Annotated in this window: 21 protein-coding genes; 4 read left to right on the forward strand and 17 right to left on the reverse strand. The window is 67.5% G+C overall.

The genetic code is table 11. The features are described 5' to 3' along the window. Positions 1-19: 19 nt before the first annotated feature. The 7 genes from ACCC97_RS00325 to ACCC97_RS00355 form a co-directional block, all read right to left on the reverse strand. Positions 20-1,033, reverse strand: coding sequence for an XdhC family protein (locus ACCC97_RS00325; protein ID WP_007829339.1), 1,014 nt, complete (start codon positions 1,031-1,033; stop codon positions 20-22). A gap of 17 nt (positions 1,034-1,050) precedes the next feature. Continuing rightward, positions 1,051-1,659, reverse strand: a complete 609-nt coding sequence (locus ACCC97_RS00330) for a CoxG family protein (protein WP_413331327.1) — start codon at positions 1,657-1,659, stop codon at positions 1,051-1,053. Between the two features lie 33 nt (positions 1,660-1,692). Next, complete coding sequence (locus ACCC97_RS00335) at positions 1,693-2,907, reverse strand: vWA domain-containing protein (RefSeq protein WP_413331328.1); 1,215 nt, start codon at positions 2,905-2,907, stop codon at positions 1,693-1,695. Between the two features lie 30 nt (positions 2,908-2,937). After that, positions 2,938-3,840, reverse strand: a complete 903-nt coding sequence (locus tag ACCC97_RS00340; RefSeq protein WP_007829333.1) for an AAA family ATPase — start codon at positions 3,838-3,840, stop codon at positions 2,938-2,940. Positions 3,841-3,907: 67 nt separating this feature from the next. Further along, positions 3,908-4,699: an FAD binding domain-containing protein gene (locus tag ACCC97_RS00345; RefSeq protein ID WP_413331330.1), complete on the reverse strand. Its 792-nt coding sequence runs from the start codon at positions 4,697-4,699 to the stop codon at positions 3,908-3,910. A 20-nt stretch (positions 4,700-4,719) separates the two neighbouring features. Continuing rightward, a complete protein-coding gene (locus tag ACCC97_RS00350) occupies positions 4,720-7,104 on the reverse strand; it encodes a xanthine dehydrogenase family protein molybdopterin-binding subunit (RefSeq protein WP_413331331.1) in 2,385 nt (794 codons plus the stop codon). A 13-nt stretch (positions 7,105-7,117) separates the two neighbouring features. Beyond that, positions 7,118-7,615 (reverse strand): (2Fe-2S)-binding protein, encoded by a 498-nt coding sequence (locus ACCC97_RS00355; protein ID WP_413314757.1) that lies wholly within the window; start codon positions 7,613-7,615, stop codon positions 7,118-7,120. 179 nt (positions 7,616-7,794) lie between these two features. Here ACCC97_RS00355 and ACCC97_RS00360 point away from each other — a divergent pair, with 179 nt between their 5' ends. Continuing rightward, entirely contained in the window at positions 7,795-8,934 is a 1,140-nt protein-coding gene (locus tag ACCC97_RS00360) for a helix-turn-helix domain-containing protein (RefSeq protein ID WP_413331332.1), read from the forward strand. A 25-nt stretch (positions 8,935-8,959) separates the two neighbouring features. On the opposite strand, the gene ACCC97_RS00365 is transcribed toward ACCC97_RS00360, so the two are convergent. From ACCC97_RS00365 to ACCC97_RS00400, 8 genes are all read right to left on the reverse strand, one after another. Then, the gene (locus ACCC97_RS00365) at positions 8,960-9,337 is read right to left on the reverse strand and encodes a nuclear transport factor 2 family protein (protein WP_007829322.1); all 378 of its coding nucleotides are present in this window, start codon (positions 9,335-9,337) and stop codon (positions 8,960-8,962) included. 92 nt (positions 9,338-9,429) lie between these two features. Then, on the reverse strand, positions 9,430-10,926 hold the full coding sequence (locus tag ACCC97_RS00370) for a M81 family metallopeptidase (protein WP_413331334.1): 1,497 nt from the start codon (positions 10,924-10,926) through the stop codon (positions 9,430-9,432). After that, positions 10,923-12,179 carry a Zn-dependent hydrolase gene (locus ACCC97_RS00375; protein ID WP_413331335.1) on the reverse strand — a complete coding sequence of 419 codons (1,257 nt, stop codon included), beginning with the start codon at positions 12,177-12,179 and terminating at the stop codon, positions 10,923-10,925. Before ACCC97_RS00375 ends, ACCC97_RS00370 begins: the two co-directional genes overlap by 4 nt. Positions 12,180-12,213: 34 nt before the next feature. After that, on the reverse strand, positions 12,214-12,927 hold the full coding sequence (locus ACCC97_RS00380) for an ABC transporter ATP-binding protein (RefSeq protein WP_413331336.1): 714 nt from the start codon (positions 12,925-12,927) through the stop codon (positions 12,214-12,216). Continuing rightward, positions 12,924-13,691: an ABC transporter ATP-binding protein gene (locus ACCC97_RS00385; RefSeq protein ID WP_413331337.1), complete on the reverse strand. Its 768-nt coding sequence runs from the start codon at positions 13,689-13,691 to the stop codon at positions 12,924-12,926. The genes ACCC97_RS00380 and ACCC97_RS00385 overlap by 4 nt, the downstream gene beginning before the upstream one ends. Further along, positions 13,688-14,647, reverse strand: a complete 960-nt coding sequence (locus tag ACCC97_RS00390) for a branched-chain amino acid ABC transporter permease (protein WP_413331338.1) — start codon at positions 14,645-14,647, stop codon at positions 13,688-13,690. The genes ACCC97_RS00385 and ACCC97_RS00390 overlap by 4 nt, the downstream gene beginning before the upstream one ends. 5 nt (positions 14,648-14,652) lie before the next feature. Next, positions 14,653-15,513 carry a branched-chain amino acid ABC transporter permease gene (locus ACCC97_RS00395; protein ID WP_007829315.1) on the reverse strand — a complete coding sequence of 287 codons (861 nt, stop codon included), beginning with the start codon at positions 15,511-15,513 and terminating at the stop codon, positions 14,653-14,655. Between the two features lie 22 nt (positions 15,514-15,535). After that, positions 15,536-16,741, reverse strand: coding sequence for an ABC transporter substrate-binding protein (locus ACCC97_RS00400; RefSeq protein WP_413331339.1), 1,206 nt, complete (start codon positions 16,739-16,741; stop codon positions 15,536-15,538). Between the two features lie 209 nt (positions 16,742-16,950). Between ACCC97_RS00400 and ACCC97_RS00405 the strand changes: the two genes are divergently transcribed. Then, positions 16,951-17,715, forward strand: a complete 765-nt coding sequence (locus ACCC97_RS00405) for a FadR/GntR family transcriptional regulator (RefSeq protein WP_413313371.1) — start codon at positions 16,951-16,953, stop codon at positions 17,713-17,715. A gap of 122 nt (positions 17,716-17,837) precedes the next feature. On the opposite strand, the gene ACCC97_RS00410 is transcribed toward ACCC97_RS00405, so the two are convergent. Further along, the gene (locus ACCC97_RS00410) at positions 17,838-18,794 is read right to left on the reverse strand and encodes a LysR family transcriptional regulator (RefSeq protein WP_007829312.1); all 957 of its coding nucleotides are present in this window, start codon (positions 18,792-18,794) and stop codon (positions 17,838-17,840) included. Between the two features lie 106 nt (positions 18,795-18,900). Between ACCC97_RS00410 and ACCC97_RS00415 the strand changes: the two genes are divergently transcribed. Beyond that, entirely contained in the window at positions 18,901-20,256 is a 1,356-nt protein-coding gene (locus tag ACCC97_RS00415; RefSeq protein ID WP_413313375.1) for an aspartate aminotransferase family protein, read from the forward strand. Positions 20,257-20,290: 34 nt separating this feature from the next. Here the strand turns inward: ACCC97_RS00415 and ACCC97_RS00420 are convergent, their stop codons facing one another. After that, the gene (locus ACCC97_RS00420) at positions 20,291-21,151 is read right to left on the reverse strand and encodes a hypothetical protein (RefSeq protein WP_413331341.1); all 861 of its coding nucleotides are present in this window, start codon (positions 21,149-21,151) and stop codon (positions 20,291-20,293) included. Positions 21,152-21,258: 107 nt separating this feature from the next. Here ACCC97_RS00420 and ACCC97_RS00425 point away from each other — a divergent pair, with 107 nt between their 5' ends. Then, the gene (locus ACCC97_RS00425; protein ID WP_413331342.1) at positions 21,259-22,698 is read left to right on the forward strand and encodes an MFS transporter; all 1,440 of its coding nucleotides are present in this window, start codon (positions 21,259-21,261) and stop codon (positions 22,696-22,698) included. Positions 22,699-22,708: the final 10 nt, after the last annotated feature.

Raw genomic sequence — 22,708 nt, forward strand, 5'->3', positions numbered from 1 at the left:
GCCCCAGACATCGGCCAGGCTACAACTGCTGCATCTCCTTGGCCCGAGCCACTTCGACTTCACGCGGCAGAGTCACCGCGTTCTTCACCGCAAGAATTTCCGCCATCACGCTCACCGCGATCTCCGGCGGTGTCTTGCTGCCAATGTAGATGCCGATGGGCCCGCGCAGCCGCGCGAGCGACTCCTCGGTCTGGTCGAAGTGCTCGATCATGCGGTCGCGCCGCGCGTCGGCGTTGCGGCGCGAGCCGATGGCGCCGACGTAGAAGGCCTCGCTCTGCAGCGCCTCGAGCAACGCCAGGTCGTCGAGCTTCGGGTCGTGCGTGAGCGCGACCACGCAGCTTCGGCGGTCGGGCTTGAAGGCCAGCACCGCGTCGTCCGGCATCTCGGTCGTGATGTGCACGCCAGACAGCGACCACGCCGTTCGGTATTCGGCGCGCGGATCGCACAGCGTCACCGCGAAGCCGCTGAACTTGGCCATCGTGGCGAGGTACTCGGCGAGCTGGCCGGCACCGATCAGCAGCATGCGGTATTCGGGGCCGAAGGTGTTGGTGAGTTCGGTGTCGTTCACCGTGAGCTCGTCGGGCGCCGTCGCTTCGGCGAGCCGAACCTCGCCGGTGGCGAGCGTCACCGTGCGCTGCATGAGCTTGCCCTGTTCCAGCTGTGCGACCAGCAGGTCGAGCGACCCGGCATCGGGCGCGTACTCGAGCAGCAGCTCCAGCGTGCCGCCGCAAGGCAGTCCGAAGCGATGAGCCTCGTCGGCGGTGATGCCGTACTTCACGAGCGCGGGCGGCGCGCCCAGCGGCACGTCCTCGCCCTTGCCGTGGGCGTGGCTGTAGCGCGCGATCAGGTCGTCCTCGATGCAGCCGCCGGAGACCGATCCCACCACCGCACCGTCTTCGGCCAGGGCCATGATCGAACCCACGGGCCGCGGCGACGAGCCCCAGGTGCGCACGACGGTCGTCAGCAGCGCGCGTTTGCCGGCACGCCGCCAGTCGCGCAGCGTGCGCAGCACCATGACGTCGAGATTTTCCATAGCGCGGTTCGCCCCCCTCAGCCGGCGCCGCCGGTCGCGGCGGTGTCGTCTTTCTTGCCGAGGCCGATCTTCTTCATGAGGCCGGACATCATGCCGCTCTTCTCGGCCGGCGCCTCGGCGCTGGCGGCTTCCTCGGCCGGCGCAGGCGGGGGGCCATAGCGGCTCTGCATCTCGGCCTCGAAGCGCTTGAAGAAATCATCTGCGGTCGACTTGGCAGCGCCGTCGATCAGGCGTTGGCCAAGTTGGGCAATCTTGCCGCCGACCTGTGCCTGCACGGTGTAGTCGAGCTCGCAGCCGGCAACCGGCGGCGTCGCGGCCTCCGCTTCGGCCACCGGCTTGAGCGTGACGCTCGACGAGCCCTTGGCAAAGCCCGCCACACCGCCCTGCCCCTCGAAGGTGAGCTTGTAGCCATCGGGTGCGACGATGTCCGACAGCACCACCTTGCCGTTGAACTTGGCCGAGACCGGACCGATCTTGAGCGCGAGGGCAACGCTGTACTGGTTGTCGCCCGTGAGCTCGAACTTGTCGCAGCCGGGGATGCATTTCTTCAGCGTCTCGGGGTCGTTGAGCGCGTCCCATGCCTGTTGTTGGGTGATGCCGAGGCGGCGGTTTCCGAGCATTTCCATGGTGGTTTCCTTTTGCTTCCTTCCTGGGCAACGCTAGCGGCCGGACCGCATCAAGGCGGCCAGGCTCGCGGCGAGCTGTTCGAGTGCGCTGAGATTGTGAACCGCCAGCATCGCATCTGCTTGCCGGTGCAGCACGCCGGCCCCACGCGCCAGAGGGGCGTAGCCCTCGAAACGCAGCAAGGGGTTGAGCCACAGCAGGCGGCGCGAATGGCGCTTGAGCCACAGCAGCTCCTGCTCCAGCAGCGATGGCTCGCCGGTGTCGAGCCCGTCGCTGATCACCAGCACCAGCGTGCGGCGCCCGGTCAGGCGGCGGGCGTGGGCGCGGCGCAGTTCGGTCAGGGAACTGCCGAGCCGGGTGCCGCCTGCGAAGTCGTCGATGGCGAGGCTGGCTGCACTGAGCATGGCATCGGTGTCGGCGAGCCGGAAGGCGGGGGTCAGGTCGGTCAGGCGGGTGCCGAAGGCGAACACGTCGCGGCGCCCCGCCCGGCGCGTCGCAGCATGAAGGAACGCCAGAAGCAGCCGTGCATAGCGCTCCATCGAGCCCGACACATCGACCAGCACCAGCAGCGGCAGGGGCTGCTGGCGCCGCGCGAGCCTGGGCAGCCGCAGGATCTCGCCACCGGTGCGCGCCGCCTCGTGCAGCACGCCCGGCCAATGGATGCGCGCATGCTGCTGGCCCGCATCGCCAGCCACGCGCAGGCGGCGTGACGGCAGTTCGGGAATGGGCAACCGGATGTCGCGCGCAAGCCGTTCGACGAGGCGGTATTCGGATGCGCCGAGCGCGTTGAAGTCCGCATGCTGCAGGCGCTGGCGATCGCTCGACGTCATGGCGGCGTCGAACTCGATCTCGCGGTCGGGCTTTGCCGGCTCGGCTGGCCTGGCGGGGCTGCGCGGTGCGGTAAGCGCTTCGCGCACGCGCGGCCGGCGCTTCGAGGGCTCGGCCTTGCCGTCGGCACTCGGCAGCATCTGCGCGAGCAGCTTGTTGGCCAGTTCCGGGTCGCGAAACCAGGCGTCGAAGAGTTCGCGAAACACCATGCGGTCCTGCTCGCGGCTCACCATCACGGCTTCCATCGCGGCGCCCAGGTCGAGCCTGTCGTCCACGCCCACCAGCGTGGCCGCCTCGGCAGCCAGCGCGATGCGCATGGCATCGGTACGCACGCCGGCACGGCGCAGGGCACGGCCGAAGGCGGTGATGTTGCCGGCGAGCTTGCCGCCGCGGACGTCGCCGAGTTGCTGGATTCCGGCCATGCGAAATCGCTGTCTGGAACAGGGACGCGCTCAGCGCGCGACCGGCTCCTCGGGTTTGAGCAGATCCGATGCCAGCTCCCGCGTGAGCGCCGCCACGTCGTCGCGCTGCTTGAACAGGATGCCGGCGGTATCCACCACCACTTCGGGGTCGAGCTCGACGGTGTCGAGCGCGATCAGCGCCCTCGCCCATTCGACGCTCTCGGCAATGCCGGGCGCACGCTGGAAGGCGTTGACGAAGGGCGCATCGCGCAGCCGTGCGACGAAGGCCGCCACCTGCGCCGACAGCTTCTCGCCGGCCTGCGGCACCTGCGCGCGCACGATGGCCAGCTCGCGCTCGCGCTCCGGGTAGTCGAGCCAGTGATACAGGCAGCGGCGCTTGACCGCGTCGTTGAGCTCGCGCGTGCGGTTGCTCGTGAGGATGGTCACGGGCGGCACCACGGCGCGCACCGTGCCCAGTTCGGGAATGCTCACCTGGTACTCGCCCAGGTATTCGAGCAGGAAGGCCTCGAACGGCTCGTCGGCGCGGTCCACCTCGTCGATCAGCAGCACGGCACCGGGCAGCGGCGTCTGCAGCGCCTGCAGCAGCGGGCGGCGGATCAGGTAGTGCGGCTGGTAGACCTCGGCCTCCACATCGCGCGCCGCGCCGGTGGCCTCGGCGGCGCGCATGTGCAGCAGCTGCGCGGCGTAGTTCCATTCGTAGAGCGCCTCGCGCTGCTCCAGGCCGTCGTAGCACTGCAGGCGCAGCAGCTCGCGGCTCAGCGCAGTCGACAGCGCCTTCGCCAGTTCGGTCTTGCCGACCCCGGGCTCTCCTTCGAGCAGCAGCGGGCGCTGCAGCTTGAGCGCGAGGAAAACGGCCGTGGCCAGCCGGCGGTCGGCAAAGTAGCCGGCCTGCATCAAACCTTCGGAGAGGGAATCGATGGTCGGGAAGATCATGGCGAAGCGTAGCGGAAGACGCGAGGCTGTCGCGTCTTCCGTAGAGCGAACAACAACCCCGGCTTCTTCAGCCCAGGGCCTTGGTGACTGCGCGCTGCGTCAGCACGCTGATCAGGTTCGCGCGATACGCGGCCGAAGCATGCAGGTCGCTGTTCAGGTCGCTCGCGTCGATCTTCACGGCTGCGGCAGCGGCCGCCGTGAAGCTCTTGTTGAGCGCATCCTCGAGCCCCGCATGGCGGAACACGCCGTTGCCCGCGCCGGTGATCGCCACGCGCACGCCGCTGTCGTATTGCGCAAGGAACACGCCGACCAGCGGGAAGTTCGACGCCTTCTGGCGCAGCTTTTCGTAGACGGCGCGCTTCGGAATGGGAAAGCGGATCGCGGTGATCAGTTCGTCCTCTTCGAGTGCCGTGGTGAACAGGCCCAGGAAGAAATCGTCCGCCGCGATCTCGCGCTTCGAGGTGATGACCGTCGCGCCGGAGCCCAGCACCGCGCTGGGATAGCAGGCGGCAGGGTCGTTGTTGGCCACGGAGCCGCCGATGGTGCCCATCGCGCGCACTTGCCGGTCGCCGATGCGCGCGGCCAGGTCGGCCAGCGCCGGGAAGGCGGCCTTCACGTCGGCGTTGTTCGCCACGTCGAGATGGCGCGACATGGCACCGATGGTGATGGCATTGCCGTTTTTCGCGATGCCGGTGAGTTCCTTGATGCCGCTCAGGTCCACCAGCTGATCGGGGGCCGAGAGCCGCAGCTTCATCGAAGCCAGCAGGGTCTGGCCGCCCGCCAGCGGCTTGGCGCCTGCGGCAACGAGTTTGGCCGCGTCGGCCACGGAAGCGGGCCGTTCGAGTGTGAAGGCGTACATGGTGCGGTTCCTTCTTTGTTTTAGTGTGTGGCTGCGGCCTGCATCGCTTCCCAGACGCGGCTGGGCGAGGCGGGCATGTCGAAGTCCTTGACGCCCAGCGGCGCCAGCGCGTCGAGCACGGCATTGATCACGGCCGGCGGCGAGCCGATGGCTCCCGCCTCGCCGCAGCCCTTGGTGCCCAGCGGGTTGTGCGTGCACGGGGTGCACACGGTGTCGAGCTTGAACTGCGGAAAGTCGCCTGCGCGCGGCATGGCGTAGTCCATGAAGCTGCCGGTGAGCAGCTGGCCGGTCTCGTTGTCGTAGACGCAGTTCTCCAGCAGCGCCTGGCCGATGCCCTGCACCAGCCCGCCGTGTACCTGGCCCTCGACGATCATCGGGTTGATGATGGTGCCGAAGTCGTCCACCGCGGTGAAGCGGTCGACCTTGACCTCGCCGGTCTGCTTGTCGACCTCGACCTCGCAGATATAGGTGCCGCCCGGGAAGGTGAAGTTGGTCGGGTCGTAGAAGGCGGTTTCGTTCAGGCCGGGCTCCAGCTTGTCGAGCGGGTAGTTGTGCGGCACGTAGGCCGTGAGCGCCACCTGGCCGAACGGAATTTTCTTGTCGGTGCCCTTGACCGTGAACTCGCCATTGGCGAACTCGATGTCGGCGTCGCTTGCCTCCATCAGGTGCGCGGCAATCTTCTTGGCCTTGGTCTCGATCTTGTCGAGCGCCTTCATGATGGCCGCGCCGCCCACCGAGATGGAACGCGAGCCGTAGGTGCCCATGCCGAAGGGCACGCGGCCGGTGTCGCCGTGCACCACGTCGACGTTCTCGACCGGAATGCCCAGCCGCGCCGCCACGACCTGCGCGAAGGTGGTCTCATGCCCCTGGCCATGGCTGTGCGAGCCGGTGAACACCGTCACGCTGCCGGTCGGGTGCACGCGGATTTCGCCGCATTCGAACAGGCCGGCGCGCGCGCCGAGCGCGCCGGCGATGTTCGACGGTGCGATGCCGCAGGCCTCGATGTAGCTCGAGTAGCCGATGCCGCGCAGCTTGCCTGCGGCCTCGCTGGCCGCCTTGCGCGCGGCGAAGCCGTCAACCTCGGCCAGCACGCGGGCCTTATCCATGCAGGCGTGGAAGTCGCCCGTGTCGTACTGCAGCGCGACCGGCGTCTGGTAGGGAAAGGTGCTGATGAAGTTGCGCTTGCGGATCTCGTCCTGCCCCAGGTTCATTTCCCAGGCGCAGCGCGACACCAGCCGCTCCAGCAGGTAGGTGGCCTCGGGCCGCCCCGCGCCGCGGTACGCGTCGACCGGCGCGGTGTTGGTGAACCAGGCATCCACCTCGACGTAGATCTGCGGCGTGGTGTACTGGCCCGCCAGCAGCGTGGCGTAGAGGATGGTCGGCACCGCGGTCGAGAAGGTCGACAGGTAGGCGCCGAGGTTGGCGTCGGTGTGCACGCGCAGCGCGAGGAACTTTCCGTCCTTGTCCATCGCCATCTCGGCGTGGCTCACGTGGTCGCGGCCGTGCGCGTCCGAGAGGAAGCACTCGGAGCGTTCCGCCGTCCACTTGATGTTGCGGTTGAGCTGCTTGGCGGCCCAGGTGAGGCACACGTCTTCGGCATACAGGAAGATCTTGGAGCCGAAGCCGCCCCCCACATCGGGCGCGATCACGCGCACCTTGTGCTCGGGCAGGCCCAGCACGAAGGCCGTCATCAGCAGGCGTTCGACGTGCGGATTCTGGTTCGACACATACAGCGTGTAGTCGTCGGTACCGCGGCTGTAGCTGCCGATGGCCACGCGCGGCTCGATCGGGTTCGGAATCAGCCGGTTGTTGACCAGGTCGAGCTTGGTGACGTGCGCGGCGCTGGCAAACACCGCGTCGACCGCCGCCTTGTCACCGAGCGCCCACTTGTAGCACTGGTTGTCGGGCGCCTCGTCGTGCAGCGTGACGCCGCTCGCCTTCTTCGCCGCATCGGCCACGCTCACGAGCGCGGGGAGCACCTCGTAGTCGACCACCACCGCCTCGGCGGCGTTCCTGGCCTGCTCGACCGTCTCGGCCACCACCATCGCGACGTGGTCGCCGACGTAGCGCACCTTCTTGATCGCGAGGATCGGGTGCATCGGCTCCTTCATGGGGGTGCCGTCGGGGTTGTTGATGAGCCAGCCGCAGGGCAGGCCGCCCATCTTTCCTTCGATGTCCTTGCCGCTGAAGATGCCGACCACGCCAGGCATCTTCAGCGCCTCGGCGATGTCGATCGACTTGATGGCGGCATGGGCGTGCGGCGAGCGCACGAAGACCGCATGGCTCTGGTTGGCCAGCGTGATGTCGTCCGTGTAGTTGCCGGCGCCGGTCAGGAAACGATAGTCTTCCTTGCGCCGCAGGGCCTCGCCGATGTGCGGCAGGCTCGAGAAGTCGGAAGCACCCATGATGTTGCTCCTTTCACGCCGTGACGGTTGTCTTGACCGGCGTACCCGAGGCCATGGCCTCGCCGCCCATCTTCACGGCCTTCACGATGTTCTGGTAGCCGGTGCAGCGGCACAGGTTGCCCTCGAGCAGTTCCCGGATTTCCGACTCGCTCGACTTGGGGTGGTGGGTGCAAAGGTCGATGGCGCTCATGACCATGCCCGGGGTGCAGAAGCCGCACTGCAGGCCGTGGCACTCCTTGAATGCAGCCTGCATCGGGTGCATGGTGCCGTCGGCCTCGGCGATGCCCTCGATGGTGGTGATGTCCGCGCCCGTCGCCTGCGCGACCAGGATGTTGCACGACTTGACTGCCCTGCCGTTGACGTGGACGGTACAGGCGCCGCACTGGGCGGTGTCGCAGCCGACGTGGGTTCCGGTGAGGTGGAGGTGCTCTCGGATGGCGTGGACGAGGAAAGTATTGGGAGGAGCGTCGACCGTGACCTGACGGCCGTTGATCTTGAAAGCGACCTGCATTTGGCTGTCTCCGTGAAAGGTGATGGCTGGTTCAGCAAAAAGCATCTTGGATGCCCACCTTTCGCACTATCCTAGGCAAAACCCTCGACTCTTGCACAGAGCGAACGAAATTCTCAAAATGAAACAGCTTGCCGTCCGGCGAGCCGGGAAAAGCCGCCCCACACGCGCGAAAAACCACGATGCCCGCCACTGTCGTTTCGCCACCTCCTGAGCGTTCCCTGGCCATTGCCCAAGCCCGCCGCGAACTGATCGAGGGCGAGTCGCCGCCCCGTGTGCGCAGTGCCGCGTGCGTCGATTCGTGGATCACCCGTTCCTGGCAGCGCTGCATCGAGGCCGGCCGCCGGCCGCAGCAGCGGGTCAGCTTCGATCCGGTGAGCCGGGCTGCCGGCTGCGATGTCGCCGAACACAACCGGGCGCTGGTTTCCGCGGCCCGGCCGGTGATCGACCGGCTTTCGCGCGCCATCGCCGACACCCGCTATTTCGCCATCCTGACCAATGCCGACGGCATCGTGATCGACGTGGGCCACCTGCCCGGCGGCGTCGACGCCGCCAGCCGCCATGCGCGCGACATCGCGCGCGTCGGTGTCGACCTTTCGGAACGCGCCATCGGCACCAGCGCGATCGGCACCGCGCTGGCCGAACAGGAATCGGTGTGGCTGCACCGCGGCGAGCATTTCTTCGACGACACCAGCGTCTACAGCTGCGCGGGCGCGCCGCTCTTCGGTCCCCGGGGCGACTGCATCGGCATGCTCGACCTGACCGGCGTGCAGGTGGTCGAGCGCCCGGAGCTGCGCCACCTGGCCACCCTGTCCGCGCGCAGCATCGAGAACATGCTGCTGATCCGCGAGCCCTGCGAGCTGCTGTTGCACCTGGCCTGGCCGGGCAGCCCGAGCAGCGAAGCCACCGAGGGACTGCTGTGCATCGACGCTGGCGGTGGCATCACGGGCGCCAATGCGGCGGCCCGGCAGATGCTGCACCAGCCGCTGGCGCGCTGCGAACACGCATTGAATTTCAACGACCTGTTCGCGCTGCCCCTGCACATGATGTTCGACGCGGCCCGGCGCGGCGACGCGGTGCTCGAAGTGCCGCTCTGGTCGGGCTTGCGGGTGCAGGCGCGGCCCCGGCGCGGCGGCAGCTCCGAAGGTGCTTCCGCATCCAGCACCCGTCCGCGATTGCGCGACGTCGAAACCGAGCTGATCCGCAAGGCGGTGACCGACGCGCGCGGCAACGTGGCGGAAGCCGCGCGGGCACTGGGCATCAGCCGTGCCACGGTCTACCGCAAGCTGTGGCGCGGCCGCTCGGCCGGCATGCCGGACTGAGCGCACAGCGTTCAGCTTTCCTGCTTCAGGCCCCCACGGGTACCTTGTCCAGGAAGCCCGTGACCGAGCGGAGCTTGCCGGCATCCAGCTGGGCGAAGTCGGTGCCCTGGATCATGTCTTCCGCCCCGCTCGGCCCCAGCGTCCACGAGAAGCGCAGATGGTCGCCATGCGCGTCCGCCTTGCCCAGCAGGTTGAAGCGGAAGCCCGGGTAGCGCTGGTGCACCGCGCCGACCAGCGCGCTGATCTGCTCATGCCCGCTGGCCTGCGCCATCGGGTCCACGTAGTGCGCGTTGGCGGCCCACCCGGCTTCGATCAGCGCGGCGCGGCGCGCGGCGTCGGTTTCGTTCCAGACGGCGATGTAGCGTTGGGCAATCGCGGTGGCATCGTGTGCGGCGGTGTTCATGATGACGATTCCTTTCGAAGGGTTCGGCCCGCAACATCGCGGGGTGAAGGAATGGTCGCGCCGCACGCGATTCGCGTCGATGACGTGGCAGGTTATGCGGCAAGCTCCATCGAGGCGTTCGCATCCAGCGGAAACACCGGCCGGCGCACCTTGCCGAAGGGGAACAGGCCGTAGTCCGAACTGGTCACACCCGGGCTGTCGCACTCCACCAGCGCGGCCGACAGCGGCTCGAACACCGGCCGGCAGTACATGCGCGACTTGAGCAGCAGGAAGCGTTCCCTGCGCGGATCGAGCCCCGCGCACTCGAAGACGCCGATGTCCCACGGCTCCTGCGTGCGCTCGGTCACCACGATGCGCGCGGCGCCGATGTCGAACAGCACCGTGCGGCCCATGCTGCTGCGCTGGCCGGTGTAGGTGGGGCCGGTGATCACGTACTCGCCGTTGCCGATGGTGCGCACGGTGCCCGTCAGGCGCACCGGCGTTTTCTTCAACCCGATGCCTTCCAGCGAGACCTTGTTGCCGAGTGCGACTGTCGCCTCCGCGCCCTCCCCCGCCGCGATCAGCTCGGCCACCGCTTCGGGGTCGCACAGCGGCCCCACGCCGATGCCGTGCAGCCCTTGCGCAAGCGCTTCCTGCAGCACGTCCATGGTGTCGCAGCTGCCGCCCGACATGCAGTTGTCGCCATGGTCGAGCAGCAGCACCGGGCGGGTGGCGCCCTGGGCGATGAGCTTTGCGCGGGCCACCGACTGCGTGAGCGGCTCGCTGCGGTAGATGAAGGCTTCGCGCTCGCTCCACATCTGCATCGCGATGCGGTCGGCCGTGGCCTGCGCGCCTTCGGGCGATTGCGCGTCGACCACGATCACGCTCATGCACGGCGCCTCGATGTCCGACAGCGAGAAGCCCGCCAGGATCGACACCGCGAGCGACTCCGACGATTTCTCGGCTTCGCGCGCCGCCTCGATGGCGCGCTGCATTGCACCGGTGAACGAGGCGCTGCGCAGCGTGTGTGCCATCAGCGGCAGCCGGCGCCAGCGCATCGCCGGCCTGCTGCGCCCGGCCAGCAGGTCGAACAGCAGGCGCCCGGCGTGCTCGCCGGTTTCGTACATGTCGATGTGCGGATAGGTCTTGAAGCCGACGATGACGTCCGCATTGCCGACCATCTCGGGCGTGACGTTGGCATGCAGGTCGAGCGCCACGCCGATGGGCACGCCCGGCGCCGCGGCGCACAGGCGCACGAGCAGGTCGCCTTCGCCGTCGGCACTGTTCTGCGCGACCATCGCGCCGTGCAGGTCGAGCAGGATGGCGTCGCAGCCCGGCGCCGCATCGACGATGCACTGCGTGAGCGTGGTGTAGGCCTGCGCGTCGACCGGCCCGCTCGGGTTGGCCGAGGCCGACACCGGCGTGACCAGCGTGGCGCCGGCCTGCTCCGCCAGGTCGATGAAGGCCGACATCGCCGTGCGCATGCCCTTGTTGTCCCGGTAGGCCTGCTCGCCGAAGGTCGGGCCGTCGGGGCCGAAAGCCGCGAGCGGCGTGGGCACGGGCGAGAAGGTGTTGGTCTCGTGGTTGAGACGCGCGATCAGCACCTTCATGACGACGCCACTCCCGCGCTTTGCAGCATCGCCTGCAGCAACACGTTGCAACCGGCCTCGAGGTGGTCGGGCTGCGCGTCCTCGATCTCGTTGTGGCTGATGCCGTCGAGGCAGGGCACGAAGATCATGGCCGTAGGGCAGACGCGCGCGAGGTACACGGCGTCGTGGCCGGCACCGCTGATCACGTTCATCCAGCTCATGCCCTGCGCCTGTGCGGCTTCGCGCACGGCGGACACGAGCTTGGGCGTGAAGGGCTGCGGCGGGAAGTAGACGACCTGTTCCACCGACATCTCGACCTTGCCCTTCGTCGCGATGCGCTGCACCGCTTCTTTCAGCTCGGCATCCATGGCCGACAGCACCACGTCGTCGGCCGCGCGCAGGTCCACGCTGAGCTTCACGCGGCCCGGGATCACGTTGCGCGAGTTCGGATAGTTGTCGATCCAGCCGACCGTGCCGCGCGCATGCGGCGCGTGCGCCAGCGCGATACGGTTGACCTCGATCACGAGCTCGGAGGCGGCCAGCAGCGCGTCCTTGCGCAGCTCCATCGGCGTGGGGCCGGCATGCGCTTCCATGCCCTGGACCACCACGTCGTACCAGCGCTGGCCCAGCGCCCCTTCGACCACGCCGATCACGCGCTCGTTGGCTTCGAGCACCGGGCCCTGTTCGATGTGCGCCTCGAAGTACGCGCCCACCGGCGACGCGGCCACCGAAGCAGCAGTGCTGCCTGCATAGCCGATGGCGGCAAGCGCGTCTGACACGCTCACGCCCTCGTGGTCGCGCTGCGCCAGCGCATGCTCGAGCGTGAAGGCGCCGACGAACACGCCGGAGCCCATCATCACGGGCACGAAGCGCGAGCCCTCCTCGTTGGTCCACACGGCCACTTCGAGCGGTGCTTCGGTTTCGATCTTCGCGTCGTTGAGGCTGCGGATCACCTCCAGCCCCGCGAGCACGCCATAGTTGCCGTCGAACTTGCCACCCGTGGGCTGCGTGTCGATGTGGCTGCCGGTGGCGATGGGCGGCAGCGCGTTGTTGCGGCCGGCGCGGCGCGCGAAGATGTTGCCGATGGCGTCCACGCGCACTTCGCAACCCGCTTCGCGCATCCAGCGCGTGAACAGGTCGCGGCCCTGGCGGTCGAGGTCGGTCAGCGCGATGCGGCAGACGCCGCCTTTCTCGGTGGCGCCGAGCTGCGCCAGTTCCATCAGCGAGTTCCAGAGCCGCTGGCCGTCGATGCGGAGTTCGGTGTGTGAGTTCATGGCTTTGCGATAAGGAAAAGTGTTGCGGGAAGCCTCAAGCAAGGCCCACGCCCAGATAGCGGTCTTTCACTTCATGGTCGGCCATGAAGTCGGCGTTGCCGGCCTCGTGCACGATCACGCCCTGCTCCACGATGTAGTGGCGGTCGGCCAGCTGCACGCAGACTTCGAGGTTCTGCTCGACCAGCAGGATGGCCACGCCGGCCGCCTTGATGGTCTTGAGTTGCGCGACGATCTCCTCCACGATCACCGGCGCCAGGCCTTCGACCGGCTCGTCGAGGATCAGCAGGCGCGGATGGTTCATGAGCGCGCGGCCGATGGCCAGCATCTGCTGCTCGCCGCCCGAAAGCTGCCCGCCGCCGTTGCGCCGCCGCTCCTTCAGCCGCGGAAAGATGCGGTAGATGTCGGCCAGCTGCCAGGGCGATTCGCGCCGCAGGCCGAGCAGCAGGTTTTCTTCCACCGTCAGCAGCTTGAAGACGCCGCGGTGCTCGGGCACCAGGCACACGCCGCGTGCGGCGATGCGGTGCGGCGGCATGTCCGCGATGTCCGCGCCCTGGAAGCGCACGCGTCCACCCGTGGGTGTGACCGCGCCGGCAATGCTCTTGAGCGTGGTCGACTTGCCCGCGCCGTTGCGGCCCAGCAGCGTGACCAGTTCGGCATCGCCAACGCGCATCGAAACGCCCTGCAGCACATGGCTCTTGCCGTAGTGGGCGTGCAGCCCCTCGACTTCGAGGATGTTCTTTCCGCTCATGCCTTGCCCCCGGTGATCATGTTGCCGAGATAGGCCGTGCGCACGCGCGCATCGGAGCGGATGTCGCCCGGCAGCCCCTCGGCAAGCACGCGGCCCAGCTGCATCACGGTCACTGTGTCGGAGATGTCCATCACGATGTTCATGTTGTGCTCGATCAGCACCACGGTGTGCTGGTCGCGCAGGCCGCGGATCAGGTGCTTCATGTCGTCGAGGTCGTCGATGCCCATGCCCGAGGTCGGCTCGTCGAGGAAGATGGCCTTCGGCCTGGCGGCCAGCGCCATGCCTACTTCGAGGCGGCGCTGCTGGCCATGCGACAACTCGCTGGCCGGCATGTTCGCCAGCCGTTCGAGCCCCACGCGCTGCAGCACCTCGTCCACCGTCTGCGTGCAGGCCAGTTCGCCGACCGGCGCGCGCCAGCAGTTCATGGCCTGGCGCGGCGAAACGCCCTGCGCCGCCACGCGCAGGTTCTCGCGCACCGACAGGCTCAGGAACAGCGCCGTGACCTGGAACGAGCGCGCCATGCCGCGCTGCACGCGCCGATGGTCGGGCTCGCGCGTGACGTCGTGGCCGTCGAACAGGATGCGGCCGCCCGTGGTGGTGCCGGTGCCCGTGAGCATGTGGAACAGCGTGGTCTTGCCCGCGCCGTTCGGGCCGATCACCGAGTGCACGGTATTGCGCCTGATCTTCAGGTCGACGCCGCCGAGTGCAGCGAACTTGCCGTAGTGCTTGGTGACGCCGACGGCCTCGATGAGGATGTCCGTCATACTTTTTCTCCCAGGGCCGCAGGCACTTTGGCGCCAGGCGATGTCTTGCGGAAGATGCGGCGCCACGCGCCCTCGCCCAGCCCCCAGAGCCCGCGCTGCATGCCGATGCTCACGCCGATCAGCAGCAAGCCCAGCAACAACAGCCAGCGCGGCCACAGCGTGGAGAGCCAGTCGGCCAGCAACACATAGAAGGCCGAGCCCAGCACCGAGGCGAACAGGTTGCCGGTGCCGCCGATCACGGTGATGACCAGGATCATCTCGCTGGTGTGGTACTCGGCGTTCGACAGCGGCGCGATGCCGGTCATCATCGCGTGCAGCCCGCCCGCAAGGCCGGTGACGGCGCCCGAGATCACGAAGGCCAGCAGCTTGAAGCGCTTGAGGTCGTAGCCCACAGCGGCGGCCCGATCCTCGTTGTCGCGGATGGCCAGCAGCGTGCGGCCGAAGATCGAATCGGTCACGCGCAGCAGCAGCCCGAACGCGATCAGGAAGATCACCGCGACGAAGGCGTAGTACTTCCACGGCGTGTCCATGAAACCGGGGCGCGGCACGTCGAGCAGGCCGTTGTCGCCGCCCGTGAGGTCAGTCGCGGTGTAGGCGATGAAATAGAACATCTGCGCGAAGGCCAGCGTGAGCATCACGAAGTAGGTGCCGCGCTGGCGGATGGCGACCCAGCCGACCAGCGCCGCGCCAAGCGCGCCTATGGCCACGGCCGCCAGCAGGGCGAGCGGCATCGGCAGGTGCAGGCGCGTGAGCAGGATCGCGATGGTGTAGCTGCCCAGCCCGAAGAAGATGCCCTGCCCGAAGGACAGCAGCCCCGTATAGCCCAGCAGCAGGTTGCAACCCAGGGCCGCGAGTGCATAGATCAGCACCTCGCTCGCGAGCGAGCCCGAGCGCAGAACCAGCGGCAGGCCCAGCGCGGCGGTCAGTGCCAGAAGGAAAGTGATTTTTCTCGGCATGGCGTTCATCCTTTTCGGCCGAGCAGGCCATGCGGGCGCAGCAGCAGCACGGCCGCCATCGCGATGTAGATCATCAGGCTCGCCCCCGGCGGCCAGATGGTGCTCATGAGGCTTTGCACGATGCCGATGAGCAGCCCGCCCACGAGCGCGCCGCCGAAGCTGCCGAGCCCGCCGATCACCACCACCACGAAGGCGACGCTCAGCGCCTCGACGCCCATGAAGGGCTCGGCCCCGCGGATCGGCGCGGCCAGCACGCCAGCCAGCGCCGCCGTGGCCGCACCCAGCGCGAACACAAGGCTGAACACCCGGAACACGTTGATGCCGAGCAGCGACACCATCTCGGTCGATTCGCTGCCCGCGCGCACCGCGCTGCCCAGGCGCGTGCCTTCGAGCACCCACCACAGCAGCACCGCGAGCACAGCGGTGAAGCCGATCACGAACAGCCGGTACTTGGGATAGACGAAGGCGCCCCACATGACCACGCCCTGCAGCAGGTCGGGCGTGGCCACGCTGTTGCCCAGCGGGCCCCAGAACACGATCACGATCTCCTGCACCGCGAGCGCCAGGCCCACCGTCACGAGGATGTGGAACTCGTGCGCCTTGGCGTACACGCGGCGCAGCAGCAGCTTCTCGGCCAGCCAGCCCAGCGCGCCCACGGCGAGCGGCACCACAACCAGCGCGACCCAGAAATCCAGGCCCCACTGCATGGCCTGGTAGCACAGGTAGGCTCCGAGCAGATAGAAAGCGCCGTGTGCAAAGTTCACGAAGCGAAGCAGGCCGAACACGATGGACAAGCCAACGGCCAGCAGGAAATACAGCATGCCGATGCCGATTCCGTTGATGGTCTGGAGCAGGTAGACGGTCATGGGCTCGTTGGCTTGCGTTGCGTCAGGCCAGCTTGCAGCCGCTCTTGTCGATCGAGAGGAACGACTTGCCGGAACTCACCACGTCGACATAGTCCGCTGCATCCTTCATCTTCGACTTGGCCTTGCCCTTGAGCAGGTAGTAGTCCTTGACGACCTGATGGTCGGCCTTGCGGATTTCTTCCGTGCCCGTGAGGCCATCGAACTTCATGCCTTCGAGCGCGGCGATGACGGCCTTCTGGTCCACAGAGCCCGCCTTCACGATGCCGTCGATCAGGATCTTGGTGCAGATGTACGAGCCCGCCAGGCTGTAGTTGGGCACGATCTTGAGCTTGTCGGCCGTGCGCTTCACGAGGTCCTTGTTGAGCGCGGTGTCGGCCGTGTGCCAGTACTGCGCACCGAAGTACACGCCGTCGCACAGGTCGGCGCCCAGCTCGTCGAACTGCTCGAGCCCCGAGGCCCAGGCGATGAGGATCGTCATGTTCTTGTGCATGCCGAAGCTCACTGCCTGTCGCAGCGCGGCCGACGACTGCGCACCGAAGTTCAGCAGCAGCAGCACGTCGGGCTTGGCCGCCATGGCGTTGGTGAGGTAGCCGCTGAACTCCTTCTCGTTGAGCGAGTGGTAGCTGTTGCCCACGTGCTCGATGCCCTTCTCCTGGAAGATGTTCTTGGCCGCGCCCAGCAGGCCCTCGCCGAACACGTACTGCGGCGTGATGGTGTACCAGCGCTTGGCCTTGGGCATCGACGCGATCAGCGGGCGCACCGTCTGCTCGATGGCGCCGAAGGTGGGCACCGACCAGCGGAAGGTGGCGGGGTTGCAGTCCTTGCCGGTGATCTCGTCGGCGCCCGCGGTGGTGATGAACAGGCCGCCGGCCTTCTCGGCCTCCTTGCCCATGGCCAGCGCTTCGGACGACAGGATGCCGCCCGCGAAGAACTTCGCGCCCTGCTGCTGCGAGGCTTCCTGCACCTTGCGCACGGCGGTCGCCGGCTTGCCTTCGGTGTCGAGCACCGTGTAGGCCAGCGGACGCTTCAGCACGCTGCCGTATTGCTCGATGGCCAGCTTCATGCCCAGGTCGGCGAACTTGCCATTGGCAGCGAACGCGCCCGACATGGGCACCGGGCAGCCGAAACGGATCGCATCGGCCGATTGGGCGAAGGCGGCGCGACCGGCCAGGAGCGAGGCGGGAGCGGCCGAGAGGGCGGCGAGTTGAAGAAGTTGTCTGCGTTGCATGGAGGAACTCCGGTCGTAGTGAAGGGGAGAAAAGAGGCTAGGGAGAGCAGGCGCCGGCAAATTTAAGCGGATAAATAGGATTAATATGCTGGTAAAAACCCGCTAGCAAGCCCTGTGCCCAAAACCAGACCACCCCTCTGCATCACGCCGTTTAAGATCGCGCGCTGTTGCGCATCCCGCGCATCTCCCGATGGGCATGGAGCGTTTCAATGAGAGTGGGAGAGAACCGTCCCAAGCGGCAGAAGCTCTCGGACGTCATCGTCGAGGACGTCAAGCGCTGGATCGTGGCGGAGCGCAAGCAGCCCGGCGACCGGCTACCGAACGAGAAGGAATTGATCGAGCTCTTCGGCTATTCGAAGAGCACGGTGCGCGAGGCACTGAAGGCGCTGGAGGTGCGCGGGCTCATCGCCATCCGCACCGGCCCCGGCGGCGGCGCCTACCTGCAGCAGGTGTCGGTCGAGCATGCCTCGGAGCCGCTGCGCAACTTCCTGCACTTCCATCACCTCGACGGACATCACATCTACCAGCTGCGCAAGGTGCTGGAGCCCGAGCTGGCGGTGAGCGTAATCGGCAAGCTGACGCCCTCGCAGTTCGAACGGCTCGAAGAAAACGTGCGCCTTTGCACCATCGAGCCCGCCAACGAGGACGAATTGCGCACGCAGCGCGAAGCCGAACTGGCCTTTCACACCATGCTGGCCGAGGCCTGCCCCAATCCGGTGCTGTCCTTCATGTGCCGCTTCCTGAACGACCTGCTGCGCGACCTCGTGGTCTATAAGAAGGCGTTGGACCATCACCACTTCGGCGAGACGAACGTCGACTACCACACGCAACTGCTGGCCGCCTACCGGCGCGAAGATGCCGACGAAGTGCGGCGCCTGATGACCGAACACATGGTCGATGCCGAACAGCACATGCACGAGATGGAGGCGCACATCGGGGCGAAGCATCTGTTGCTGCCGAGCGGGCAGCGTTAAATTTTTCAGGGCGCGTGCACAGGCCGCCGGTACTCCCCTCCGCGAATGTCCCCCGGCCTTTGGCCTCCTCATTTAGCTTGTGCCGGCCTATCAACCAGTGCTCTGAACGATCCCGCGCCGCTTCAGGCATGGGCCTTTTCCAGACACGCCTGAAACGCCAATACCGCCCGTGACGGTTTCGGCGACCGCCGCAGCAGGCTCACGAACCGGCACGCGTAATTGAAGCGCGCCGGCAGCACCGCCTTCATGAGCCCGCGCTGCTCGAACGCCTGCGCATAGTGGTCGGGCAGGAAGCCGAGGAAGCGCCCCGAGAGGATCAGCGTCGCGATCGCCTCCTGGTCGAAGCCGGTGGCCTTGCGCGACAGCTTGGCGCGGTGGCTCAGCTCCATGTTGGGCGAGTGGTAGCCCAGCCCCGCGAAATGATGCGCGCCAAGCTTCGACCAGGTGAGCTTGGCATGCGGGCTGTCGAACAGCGGATGGCCCCTGCCGCAGTAAAGCAGCATCGTCTCGTCGAACAGGTCCGCATACACGAGGCTCTTCGAAGTCCGGTGCGCCGGGATGATGCCGATCTGGAAGTTGCCCTCCAGCACGCCCTGCTCGATCGCGTTGATCGAACCCACATGCACCGCCAGGCTCACCTCCGGCGCGATCTCGGTGAAGCGCGCGATTGCCTCGCCGATGCGCGCCTTCGGGTTGGTCGCGGTCTTGTCGAACAAGGCCACGTCCAGTTGTCCGCCCATGCGGTTGTGGATGTCGTCGATGCTTCCGCGAAAGGCATCGACCGAGGCCAACAGCCGCAGCGTCTCGTCGTACACGCGCTGCCCCTCGGCCGTGAGCGCGAAGCCCGCCCGGCCGCGCCGGCACAGCACCAGGCCGAGCCGCGTTTCCAGGTCTTTCACATGGCGGCTCACGGTGGAGGTGCCGATGTTCAGCTCCAGTTCGGCCGCGGCCATGCCGCCGCAATCGACCACGCTCTTGAACACCTTGAGCAGCCGCAGGTCCATGTCGCTGAGCTGCCCCAGAACGGCGCGGCTGCGGGTGCTCTGGGCACTGTTCTGGGCCTTCTCTTTTACTTGCATGAACTGTCAAGTGAACATTGATAATGCGCCATTCTCCACACTGAAGGCTCTGCGAACAATCGGCACATCCCATCACCCCCGGAGCCCGCCCCGTGCGGGAAGCGCCATGACCCTCGCCACGCCCGCCATCGAACCGACGCCCGCCCTGCGCACCGACGCCGCCTGGCTCGACGCGCACTGGATGCCCTACACCGGCAACCGCAACTTCAAGGCCGATCCGCGGATCATCGTGGAGGCCAAGGGCGCCTACTTCACCGACGCCGACGGCCGCAAGATCTTCGACGGCCTCTCGGGCCTGTGGTGCTCGGGCCTCGGCCACGGCCGCCCCGAGATCACCGAGGCGGTGAGCCGCCAGATCGCGAAGCTCGACTACTCGCCCGCCTTCCAGTTCGGCCACCCGCTCTCGTTCGAGCTGGCCAACAAGATCAAGGAGCTCACGCCCGCCGGCCTCGACTACGTGTTCTTCACCGGCTCGGGCTCCGAAGCCGCCGACACCTCGCTGAAGATGGCGCGTGCCTACTGGCGCACCAAGGGCCAGGCAAGCAAGACGCGCCTGATCGGCCGCGAGAAGGGATACCACGGCGTCAACTTCGGCGGCATCTCGGTCGGCGGCATCGCGGCCAACCGCAAGCTGTTCGGCCAGGGCGTCGAGGCCGACCACCTGCCGCACACGCAGCTCGCATCGAACGCCTTCACGCGCGGCATGGCCGAGAACGGCGCCGAGCTGGCCGACCGCCTGCTCGACCTGATCGCGCTGCACGACGCCTCGAACATCGCGGCCGTGATCGTCGAACCCTTCGCGGGCTCGGCCGGCGTGGTGATTCCGCCCAAGGGCTACCTGAAGCGCCTGCGCGACATCTGCACCGCGAACAACATCCTGCTGATCTTCGACGAGGTCATCACCGGCTTCGGCCGCTGCGGCGCGCTCACGGGCGCCGAAGCCTTCGGCGTGACGCCCGACATCATGAACATCGCCAAGCAGGTCACCAACGGCGCACAGCCGATGGGCGCGGTGGTCGCCAACAAAGAGATCTACGACACCTTCATGGCCGCCGGCGGCCCCGACTACATGCTCGAGTTCCCGCACGGCTACACCTACGGCGCACACCCGGTGGCCTGCGCCGCGGGCATCGCCGCGCTCGACGTGCTGCAGAAGGAAGACATGATCGGCCGAGTGCAGGCGCTGGCGCCGCACTTCGAGAACGCGGTGCACAGCCTCAAGGGCAGCAAGCACGTCGCCGACATCCGCAACTACGGCCTCGCCGCGGGCATCACCATCGCCGCGCTGCCGGGCGAACCCGCGCGCCGTCCGTACGAGATCGCGATGAACTGCTGGAAGAAGGGCTTCTACGTGCGCTACGGCGGCGACACGATCCAGCTCGCGCCACCTTTCATTGCGGAGAAGGCGGAGATCGATCGCATGGTCAACGCACTGGCCGACGCGCTGGCCGAGACGGCCTGATCGAAGACAAGGGGAGATCTGGCGGAGCAGCCCCTCAGATCCGCCCCGACTTGATCTTGATGTTGGACGCGCGCACTGCGTAGATGCCGTCGAAAGTCCTGAACCACACCAGATCTTCCGACCGTGCGATGAAGCGGCCGCGCATTTGGATCTCGAAACGCGGCGTCAGCAGATCCGAGACATAGGTGAATTCCTTTTCCGGCGCGGTCTTCCCCAGTCCATCTTTTGGCTGCCCTTCCTTCGCAATGAAGGCCGCAAGTTCCGAGAAGCCCCGTGCGGCCTCCGTACTCAGCTGACGCTGGATCTCCTCGGTAGGCCTGGCCAGATCGTCCAGCGAGTAGGAAAGTGGCAGTTGGTACAGGTAGAGGCCGGTCCACTGGTCGGCACCGGTGCCCTGCTCCAAGCGGACCGCCACGGCTGTGAGCAACCGCTCGTTGCTGGCCTTGCTGATGTGCAGATAGGGCGTTGCGCCGGTTTGCCCCGCCGCACCCGCGCTGGCCACATCCAGCCCCTGGCGAATCGCGGCATCGAGGAACAATTGCCGGGGCTCCAGCGTGAGCTTGCCTTTCAGGCGCTGCGCGTCTAGCTCGGTTCTGTTGTCGATCATGCCGGCGTTGGCCGCTGCGCCCAACGGACCGAACAGCAGCCCGACCGCAACGCCGCCCCCGCCCGCGGACTGCGTATAGACAACGCTCCTGGCTTCATCCAGATGACGCATCGCATGCCGCGGCTCCTCTACCGCCTTTGCATGCGCTAACGCAAAAGTCCCGGGCGAAGCACCGGAAACCGGACGATTCTTGTAGGTGGGCGGCGCGCCGCAGCCCGTCAAGCTGGCAATTGCCAGAAATGCACAAAGCCAGAACGCGCGGCGATGCGCGCCATCGAGACCAGTCATGTTTCCCCTCGCTGCATTGATGTAGTCGCCGCTCCCTCGCGGCGCGCGGATCATAGACCGGCACGGTCCTACAACGACCGCCGCGGCCAACTTCCAGAATCACGGGCATGACGGTGTTGCGCAGCGATATCCCCGCCCGCCTCGACCGCCTGCCGTGGTCGCGCTGGCATTGGCGCGTGGTGATCGCACTGGGCGTGGCCTGGGTGCTCGACGGGCTCGAAGTCACGCTCGTGGGCTCCATCGGCGCGGTGCTGGAACGGCCCGACACGCTCGGGCTCACGGCCGGCGAGATCGGCCTCTCGGGCTCGGTGTACGTGGCAGGTGCGGTGCTCGGCGCCCTGCTCTTCGGGCGGCTCACCGACCGGCTCGGACGCAAGAAGCTGTTTCTCGTCACGCTGGTGGTCTACACCATCGGCACGCTGGCCACCGCGTTCTCTCCCGACTTCGCCTTCTTCGCGCTGTGCCGCTTCGTCACGGGGCTTGGCATCGGCGGCGAATACGCGGCCATCAATTCGGCCATCGACGAGCTGATTCCGGCGCGCGTGCGCGGGCGCGTCAACCTCGCGATCAACGGCAGCTTCTGGATCGGCGCGGCGCTGGGCGCGGCGCTGAGCCTCGTGCTGCTCGACGCGCGCGTGATCGGCCCGGTGTGGGGCTGGCGCGCAGGCTTCGCGCTGGGCGCGGTGCTGGCTGTGGCGATCCTGCTGGTGCGGCGCCACGTACCCGAGAGCCCGCGCTGGCTGGTAGCGCACGGGCGGGCCGATGAAGCCAGGCGCATCGTCGAGCGAATCGAGGCCGAGGTCGAGGCGCAGCACGGACCGCTGCCCACGCCGCAAGGCCATGTGAACTACACGGCCGCGCGCCCCAACAGCCCGCCGATGCGGGAAGTGGCGCGCGTACTGCTCAGGCGCTACCCGCAGCGCAGCGTGGTCGCGCTGGCGCTGATGATCTCGCAGGCCTTCTTCTACAACGCGATCTTCTTCACCTATGCGCTGGTGCTCACGCGCTTCTATGGCGTACCCGAAGGCGACGTGGCGCTCTACATCTTTCCGTTCGCGCTGGGCAACGTGCTCGGGCCGCTGCTGCTGGGGCCGCTGTTCGACAGCGTGGGGCGGCGCCGGATGATCGCGCTGACCTATGTGCTCGCGGGCGTCGGCCTCGCGCTCACGGGCTGGGCTTTCATGATGGGCTGGCTGGATGCGCGCAGCCAGGCGCTTTGCTGGTCGGCGGTGTTCTTCCTGGCTTCGGCGGCGGCGAGCTCGGCGTATCTCACGGTGAGCGAGGTGTTTCCGCTCGAGATGCGGGCCATCGCCATCGCGATCTTCTATGCGGTCGGCATGGGCGCGGGCGGCTTCGCTGCGCCGCTGCTGTTCGGCCTGCTGATCGAGACCGGCAGCCGGGGTGCGGTGATGGTGGGCTACGGCATCGGGGCGGCGCTGGTCATCGTCGCGGGGCTGCTGGCCCTGCGCCATGCGGTCGACGCAGAGCGCAAGCCGCTGGAGGAGGTGGCACCGCCGCTGTCGTCCGAAGCCGGCGGCGAACGCTGACCATCAGTCT

It is taken from the genome of Variovorax sp. Varisp85 (genome assembly GCF_047304045.1).
GTDB lineage: Bacteria > Pseudomonadota > Gammaproteobacteria > Burkholderiales > Burkholderiaceae_C > Variovorax.

Coding starts and splice junctions, on each gene's coding strand:
- ACCC97_RS00325 (WP_007829339.1), bottom strand. CDS start 1,033: ATGGAAAATCTCGACGTCATGGTGCTGCGCACGCTGCGCGACTGGCGG.
- ACCC97_RS00330 (WP_413331327.1), bottom strand. CDS start 1,659: ATGGAAATGCTCGGAAACCGCCGCCTCGGCATCACCCAACAACAGGCA.
- ACCC97_RS00335 (WP_413331328.1), bottom strand. CDS start 2,907: ATGGCCGGAATCCAGCAACTCGGCGACGTCCGCGGCGGCAAGCTCGCC.
- ACCC97_RS00340 (WP_007829333.1), bottom strand. CDS start 3,840: ATGATCTTCCCGACCATCGATTCCCTCTCCGAAGGTTTGATGCAGGCC.
- ACCC97_RS00345 (WP_413331330.1), bottom strand. CDS start 4,699: ATGTACGCCTTCACACTCGAACGGCCCGCTTCCGTGGCCGACGCGGCC.
- ACCC97_RS00350 (WP_413331331.1), bottom strand. CDS start 7,104: ATGGGTGCTTCCGACTTCTCGAGCCTGCCGCACATCGGCGAGGCCCTG.
- ACCC97_RS00355 (WP_413314757.1), bottom strand. CDS start 7,615: ATGCAGGTCGCTTTCAAGATCAACGGCCGTCAGGTCACGGTCGACGCT.
- ACCC97_RS00360 (WP_413331332.1), top strand. CDS start 7,795: ATGCCCGCCACTGTCGTTTCGCCACCTCCTGAGCGTTCCCTGGCCATT.
- ACCC97_RS00365 (WP_007829322.1), bottom strand. CDS start 9,337: ATGAACACCGCCGCACACGATGCCACCGCGATTGCCCAACGCTACATC.
- ACCC97_RS00370 (WP_413331334.1), bottom strand. CDS start 10,926: ATGAAGGTGCTGATCGCGCGTCTCAACCACGAGACCAACACCTTCTCG.
- ACCC97_RS00375 (WP_413331335.1), bottom strand. CDS start 12,179: ATGAACTCACACACCGAACTCCGCATCGACGGCCAGCGGCTCTGGAAC.
- ACCC97_RS00380 (WP_413331336.1), bottom strand. CDS start 12,927: ATGAGCGGAAAGAACATCCTCGAAGTCGAGGGGCTGCACGCCCACTAC.
- ACCC97_RS00385 (WP_413331337.1), bottom strand. CDS start 13,691: ATGACGGACATCCTCATCGAGGCCGTCGGCGTCACCAAGCACTACGGC.
- ACCC97_RS00390 (WP_413331338.1), bottom strand. CDS start 14,647: ATGCCGAGAAAAATCACTTTCCTTCTGGCACTGACCGCCGCGCTGGGC.
- ACCC97_RS00395 (WP_007829315.1), bottom strand. CDS start 15,513: ATGACCGTCTACCTGCTCCAGACCATCAACGGAATCGGCATCGGCATG.
- ACCC97_RS00400 (WP_413331339.1), bottom strand. CDS start 16,741: ATGCAACGCAGACAACTTCTTCAACTCGCCGCCCTCTCGGCCGCTCCC.
- ACCC97_RS00405 (WP_413313371.1), top strand. CDS start 16,951: ATGAGAGTGGGAGAGAACCGTCCCAAGCGGCAGAAGCTCTCGGACGTC.
- ACCC97_RS00410 (WP_007829312.1), bottom strand. CDS start 18,794: ATGCAAGTAAAAGAGAAGGCCCAGAACAGTGCCCAGAGCACCCGCAGC.
- ACCC97_RS00415 (WP_413313375.1), top strand. CDS start 18,901: ATGACCCTCGCCACGCCCGCCATCGAACCGACGCCCGCCCTGCGCACC.
- ACCC97_RS00420 (WP_413331341.1), bottom strand. CDS start 21,151: ATGACTGGTCTCGATGGCGCGCATCGCCGCGCGTTCTGGCTTTGTGCA.
- ACCC97_RS00425 (WP_413331342.1), top strand. CDS start 21,259: ATGACGGTGTTGCGCAGCGATATCCCCGCCCGCCTCGACCGCCTGCCG.